Annotated in this window: 6 protein-coding genes; 1 reads left to right on the top strand and 5 read right to left on the bottom strand. The window is 65.6% G+C overall.

The genetic code is table 11. The annotated features are described in order from the left end of the window. Nucleotides 1–131: 131 nt before the first annotated feature. From ACQR10_RS25540 to mbfA, 3 genes are all read right to left on the bottom strand, one after another. The gene (locus tag ACQR10_RS25540) at nt 132–1,601 is read right to left on the bottom strand and encodes an amidase (protein WP_434912108.1); all 1,470 of its coding nucleotides are present in this window, start codon (nt 1,599–1,601) and stop codon (nt 132–134) included. An 82-nt stretch (nt 1,602–1,683) separates the two neighbouring features. After that, a complete protein-coding gene (locus ACQR10_RS25535; RefSeq protein WP_315805201.1) occupies nt 1,684–2,214 on the bottom strand; it encodes a cytochrome b in 531 nt (176 codons plus the stop codon). A gap of 77 nt (nt 2,215–2,291) precedes the next feature. Beyond that, nucleotides 2,292–3,263 carry an iron exporter MbfA gene (gene mbfA, locus ACQR10_RS25530; RefSeq protein WP_315805200.1) on the bottom strand — a complete coding sequence of 324 codons (972 nt, stop codon included), beginning with the start codon at nt 3,261–3,263 and terminating at the stop codon, nt 2,292–2,294. A 201-nt stretch (nt 3,264–3,464) separates the two neighbouring features. Here mbfA and ACQR10_RS25525 point away from each other — a divergent pair, with 201 nt between their 5' ends. Further along, a complete protein-coding gene (locus tag ACQR10_RS25525) occupies nt 3,465–4,187 on the top strand; it encodes a hypothetical protein (protein WP_315805199.1) in 723 nt (240 codons plus the stop codon). 73 nt (nt 4,188–4,260) lie between these two features. Here ACQR10_RS25525 and ACQR10_RS25520 read toward each other — a convergent pair whose 3' ends face one another. Then, nucleotides 4,261–4,647 carry a hypothetical protein gene (locus ACQR10_RS25520; RefSeq protein WP_316216414.1) on the bottom strand — a complete coding sequence of 129 codons (387 nt, stop codon included), beginning with the start codon at nt 4,645–4,647 and terminating at the stop codon, nt 4,261–4,263. A gap of 95 nt (nt 4,648–4,742) precedes the next feature. Then, on the bottom strand, nt 4,743–5,813 hold the full coding sequence (locus ACQR10_RS25515) for an alpha/beta fold hydrolase (protein ID WP_315805270.1): 1,071 nt from the start codon (nt 5,811–5,813) through the stop codon (nt 4,743–4,745). Nucleotides 5,814–6,000 lie beyond the last annotated feature (187 nt).

Genomic DNA, 6,000 nt, shown 5'->3' with positions numbered 1-6,000 from the left:
AAAAACCCACAACAGTTGAGCCTCGCAATATGCGGAAGCTGAACCGGACAGCCGTGGGTCAAGCCCGGCCATGACGATGTAGGACGACGGCGGAATTTGGTGAGGCGTTGTTGAAGAAGTCGAAGCACTAACTAATTCGCGAACCGTGGCGGCGGAACGAAGCCGCCGAACTCGCGCTCGACCAGGTCGGCGAGCTTGAGCGGCGTGCGGTCTTCGAGAAATGGGCCGACGATCTGCACGCCCACCGGCAAGCCGTTGGCGAGGCCGAGCGGGATCGCGGTCGCCGGCAGTCCGGGCAAGGTGGCGATGCCCGGCCAAGCGAGCTGATCGGCGTAGCAATGCTCGACGCCGTCGATGCTGATGCGGCGCTGCTCCTGGTCGGGCGAATGGTCGTGCGGATAGGCCGGAGTCGGCATGATCGGGCAGATCACGGCGTCGAACTGCTCGAACAGCGTTCGCCATTGCGCGCGCAGCCGCGCCCGTGCCCCGCCGGCCTGAACCCAGTCGCGATGGCTGAGCGCGATGCCGCGCAGTCGCTCGGCCGCGAGGCTCGCCGCCTCCTTCGGCAATTGCGCGGCCGCGTGGCTGGCTCCGGCGTGGACCTCCGCGGGCATGGTGGCGCCGATGAAGCCGAGCAGCAGGCGCATGTAGAGCCGGCTCGATGCGGCGAAGTCCGGCAGCAGCGGGCTCTCCGTCGTGACGCTGACGCCGGCCCGTGCCAGGTCGGCCGCCAGCCGCTCGATCGCGCCGCGCACGGCGCTGTCGGTCGGCAGCAGCGGATCGCTCGCAACCACCAGCACGCGGAAATCCTGCAGGCGACCGTGACGTGCCGGCGGCAGGTCGAGGCGATACGCCTTGCCGGCCTCGAGCGGGTCGGGGCCTGCGATCACATCGAGCAGCAGCGACAGATCGGCGGCCGAACGGGCCATCGGGCCGACGACGGCGAGGTCGGCCTCGCCGGGCAGCGGCTGAAATGGCGGCGGCGTGTGGCCGCGCGAGGCCACCAGGCCGTAGCTCGGCTTGTGCGCGGTGACGCCGCAGTGAAACGCGGGGACCCGCAGCGAGCCGCCGATATCGGACCCGAGCGACAGCGAGCCGTAGCCGGCGGCCAGGGCCGCGGCCGATCCGCCTGACGAACCGCCTGGCGTGCGGCCGAGATCGTAGGGATTGTTGGTGATGCCGTAGATGTCGTTGTAGCTCTGCCAGTCGCCGAGCCCGAGCGGCACGTTGGTCTTGCCGAGCACGATGCCGCCGGCATCCTTCACGCGCGTCACCGTCAGCGCATCCTCGGCCGCGATGAAATCCCTGTGCTGCGGAAAACCCCAGGTCGTCGGCAGGCCGGCGACGTTGTAGGATTCCTTCACCGTGAGCGGAAGGCCGAGCAAAGGCCGCCGTTCGCCGCGCGCCAGCGCCGCGTCGGCGACGTCAGCGGCAGCGAGCGCGCGCTCGAAATCGCGCACGCAGACGGCGTTGATCTCGGAGTCATGACGTTCGATGCGATCGATGGCGAGCCTGGTCAGCTCCACCGACGAGATCTGACGGTCTGCCAATGCCTTCGCCGTGTCGACGGCGGTTGCGAACGTCCATTGCGGTGCGGCCAATGTCAATCCTCCCGGTGCGATGTTTGCCGGGAGTCTAACCGATGCGGATGGCGATCACTTGACCAAAATTGCGGACTATCCTCTAGCCCGGCAGCATCCGCTGCATGACCCGGTCGCGATAGATGAAGACGTGCGCGATTGCGGCGGCGACGTGAGCGACGATCAGGATCAGCAGCAGCCATTCGGATGCCTGGTGCAGCCCGTCGATGGCGCGGTTACCGGCCGGGTTGCGCGCCGCCAGCATCGGCAACGGAAGCAGGTAGAAGAACGACACGCTCCAGCCGCGGAAGGAGGCGAACAGCCAGCCGGTGATGGTGCTCGCCATCACCATCACATAGAGCATCCAGTGCACGACCTCCGAGCTCAGCCGCTGCCAGGGCGGCAGCGAACTCTCCGGCGCGACCGGATGGGTGAGCCGCCAGACGAAGCGCACGGCGATCAATGCCAGAATGGTGAGGCCGAACGAAATGTGCAGGATCATCGGCGCGCCGGGGGGCGTGTTGGCATGCAGGTCCGGCATCAGCCAGCCGATCGGATACTGGATGGCGAGCAGCGCCACCACCAGCCAGTGCAGGATCTTAGCGGGCGTGCCGTAATGCAAGCGTGGCGTCATGACGATTTTCCGTTGTGATCGGTCCGGCGCCATCAGCCTCGCGGCTGGACGTTTTGCAAGACGCCGGGGTGCGGAGGCTAGGCCGCTCCTATGAGAATTCCGACGCCGAGCACGATGATGCCGCCGAGCACGATCTGGAACACCGCCTGCAGGAACGGCGTGTCCATGTAGCGCGCGCGGATATAGGCGATCGCCCACAGCTCGAAGAACACCACGAGGCTCGCGATCGCGGTCGCGATCCAGAACGCGTTGGTCCAGGAGTCCGGGACGAGATAGGGCATCGTGTGCCCCAGTCCGCCGAGCGTCGTCATCGCGCCGCAGACGGCGCCGCGCAGCCACGGCGAGCCGCGTCCCGTCAGTGAGCCGTCGTCGGACAGCGCCTCGGCAAAGCCCATGCTGATGCCGGCGCCGATCGAGGCGGCAAGGCCGACCAGGAAGGTCTGGAAGTTCTGATGCGTGGCGAAGGCGGCGGCGAACAGCGGCGCCAAGGTCGACACCGAGCCGTCCATCAGGCCGGCGAGACCGGGCTGGACATATTGCAGCACGAACACGCGCCGCCGCGTCTCATCCTCCTTGTGCCGGACGTCCGGACTGAGGATCTTGTCGGTCAGTTTCGCCGCAACCTTCTCGTGGCCCTTCTCGGCCTCGGCGAGATCGCCGAGCAGCCGGCGCACGCCGACATCCTTGGCCTGCTCGGCGGCCTTGGCGTAGAAGCGCTCGGCCTCGAACTCCATCGTGCCGACCTCGCGGCGGATGGCGTCGAGCGACAGGTTCTTGGTCAGCCAGATCGGCCGGCGCTGCAGGAAGCCCTTGACGTTCTCGCGCCGGATCGGCGGCAGGTTCTTGCCGAAGCGCTCCTCATAGAGCTCGAGCAGCATGTGGCGGTGGCCCTTCTCCTCCTCGGCCATCTGCTCGAACAGCTTGGCCGAGTCCGGATAACGTTCCGCCAGATCCTCCGCGAAGCTCATGTAGATGCGGCCGTCTTCCTCTTCGGCCGAGATCGCGATTGCCAGGATCTCGCGCTCGGTGAGGTCGGCGAAGTTCTTCATTCCAAGGTCCCCGGATCTGTCGCTCTCAACATTCGGCTGTTTAGAACGTTTCTAAAGTCTATATGGACTTGCCGCATCGCGGTCAAACTCCGGCCGCCGAGTGGTCGCGAACGCTTTCGTGACCCCGCATTCAAGCTCCAGTCATGGAACTGCGAGGATAGTCCGTCGTTCGCGTTCCGCTCAGCCACCTAAGGAGTTCCAATGGACAGCGTCAAATACCGGCTCAACGATCCTGGATTGGCGCCGCGCCGCACCCGGATGGATATTCCGGGCTGGGCAGGCGAACGCCAACCACGCGCGAATGGCTCGCATGAGCAGGTCTGGCATTGCGTACCATTCTCGGAAGGTGCGCAATATGGCATCGAGCTGTTTTATCCCTACGACTTCGAGCTGCAGGTCACCACGCGCGACGGCAAGCTCGAACTGTCCGGCGACTGGGGCGAGCCGCCGAGCCCGAGCTTGCAATGGCCGCCATTCCGCAATTTCGGCGATGCCTTCTACACCTACCAGATCCTGCTCGATCTCAAGGTGCCCAAGGGTTTCGCGATCCGGACCGAGCCGCATCCGCGCTTCTACACCGATCGCAGCGATACCTGCCCGATCGCGGTGCCGGCGCTGGTGCGCAATTTCTGGCCCATGCTGTTCTTCTGCGTCTTCAAGGCGCCCGCGGAAGGGCGGACGCATATCTTCCGTCCGGGCGAGCCCTTCGCGCAGGTGATCGTGATTCCGGAGGAGGCGAACTTCACGGTGGAGCCGATGAGCCCGGACGAGGCAGCCGAGCGCGAGCTGCAGTCACGCCGCATCCACGCCAGCCGGCCCGTGCTCGCCAAGGAGACCGAATGGGTGTCCAGCACCGATACCGTGTTCGACGGCACCTATCGCCATCTGCATCGCGCGGCAAAGGACAAGGCGCGCAAGGCCTGACCCTTCCGTCTTCCTCAAACGAAAGAGCGCCGACCTCACGGTCGGCGCCCCCCGAGCTGTCACCTCTCAACGATCAATAGCGATCGTAATACCAGTGGTGATGGTGATGATGGTGGTGGTGATGGTAGTACCGGCGCGGCACCACATAGACCCGGGGGCCGTAGCCGTACCCATAGCCGGGGCCGTAGCCATAGCCGCGCCAGTAGCCATGGTGGTGATGGTGATGATGATGGTGGTGATGGTACCACTGCGCGAGCTGCACCTTCGGCTCGGCCGCCGGCGGTCCCTGCTCGTCGAGCGCCTGCAGCACCCTGGCGGCATCGGGGATCGGCTCGAGCAGGTCGGCGTAGGAATTGGCCTTCAGGACATCGGTCGGGGCCGGAGCCGCCGACGCCTGCACCGTGCCGAGCGCGCCGACAGCGGCGACGGCGCCCAACAAGCCTGCGATCTTCTTATCCATAAATCATCTCCTGATGCGCATTGCCCGGATGCGGAAACGTCAACCCCGAATGTTCGTTCCTCGATTCGCCTAATACGTCGGAACGGCGTCCGAAATCAGGCTGTCGATCTGTTCAGGAACGTTAACAGGAGCTCATGGACTCGTTCATGTTGCTCCTGCTGCACCCAATGACCGGCGCGATCGATCAGCTCGCACAGCATCATGTTGGTGCACACTCGGGATTGCATCGATTCGAACACGCCGGGCCGTTGGTAGATGCCCCAGTCTTGCAGGCCGGAGATGAATGCAGACGGAACGTCGATGGTGCGATCCGACCACGTCTGCAATTCCGCTTCGAACAGGCCTGACGTGCCGCAGCGATACCATTGCAGCGCGCCCTGGAAGCCGGTCCGTTCATATTCGGCGGTATAGACCGCGAGCTCGCTGTCAGGCAGCCAGCGATTGGCCGCGATCGCCGCCGCGTCAGGCATCTCCTCGGCGGCGGTCTCGGCCATCGTCTTGCCGAGGTCCATTACGTAGTAGGTCGGCAGCTTGGCGAGCTCGGTCGCGTCCCAGGCCTGCAGGGGGTAAGGGACGTTGCCTGCCCAGTCCGCACTCTTGTGATGATAATAGGCGCGCAGGAAATCATGTAGCCCCTGCGGCGCGCGATGCATGTCCGTACTGGCCTGCCGCGTCGCGTAGTACCATTGATAGTGCTTGCGCGGCCGCGGCAGCGCCGCCAGTTCGCGATGCACCGGATCCGATTGCGGCGCGAGGGGCTGGCTGGCGATGTCGAACGGCGCTGCGGGTGGCCCGGGAAACGGTGCGCTCATCATCACGACCGACCGGAAGACATCGGGGCGGATCACAGCGCACCACGCCGCGACGGGGCTGCCGAAGTCGTGGCCGATGACGGAAGCGACATGGCGATGGCCGAAGGCATAGACCACGCCGAGCGCATCACGGACCAGATTGGTGAATCGAAACGGCGCGAGATCACCGTCATAGTCCGCGCTCCAACCCGTGGTGCGGCCATAGCCGCGCTGGTCCGGCGCCAGCACGTGATAGCCGGCCGCCGCCAGCGCCGGCATCACCTTGCGCCAGCTATAGGCGAGCTCGGGAAAGCCGTGCAGCAGCAGCACGCAGGGACGGCCGGGCGTCTCGAACCCGGCTTCCAGCACATGCATGCGCAGGCCGTTGATGCCGTCGACGAAGCGCGAGCGGATGGTGGGCGGAAGGGGGAGCGGGGGAAGAGACTGAGACACGTCGTGTACTCTCCTCACGTCGTCCCGGCGAACGCCGGGACCCATAACCACAGGACAATGTGGTGAGGCTGACTGGCAGCTCCAGCCTTCGCAAAACTCAAGACGGTGA

Source organism: Bradyrhizobium sp. HKCCYLRH2060 (assembly GCF_051168135.1).
GTDB lineage: Bacteria > Pseudomonadota > Alphaproteobacteria > Rhizobiales > Xanthobacteraceae > Bradyrhizobium.
This window is presented reverse-complemented; position numbering and strand designations above follow the sequence as displayed.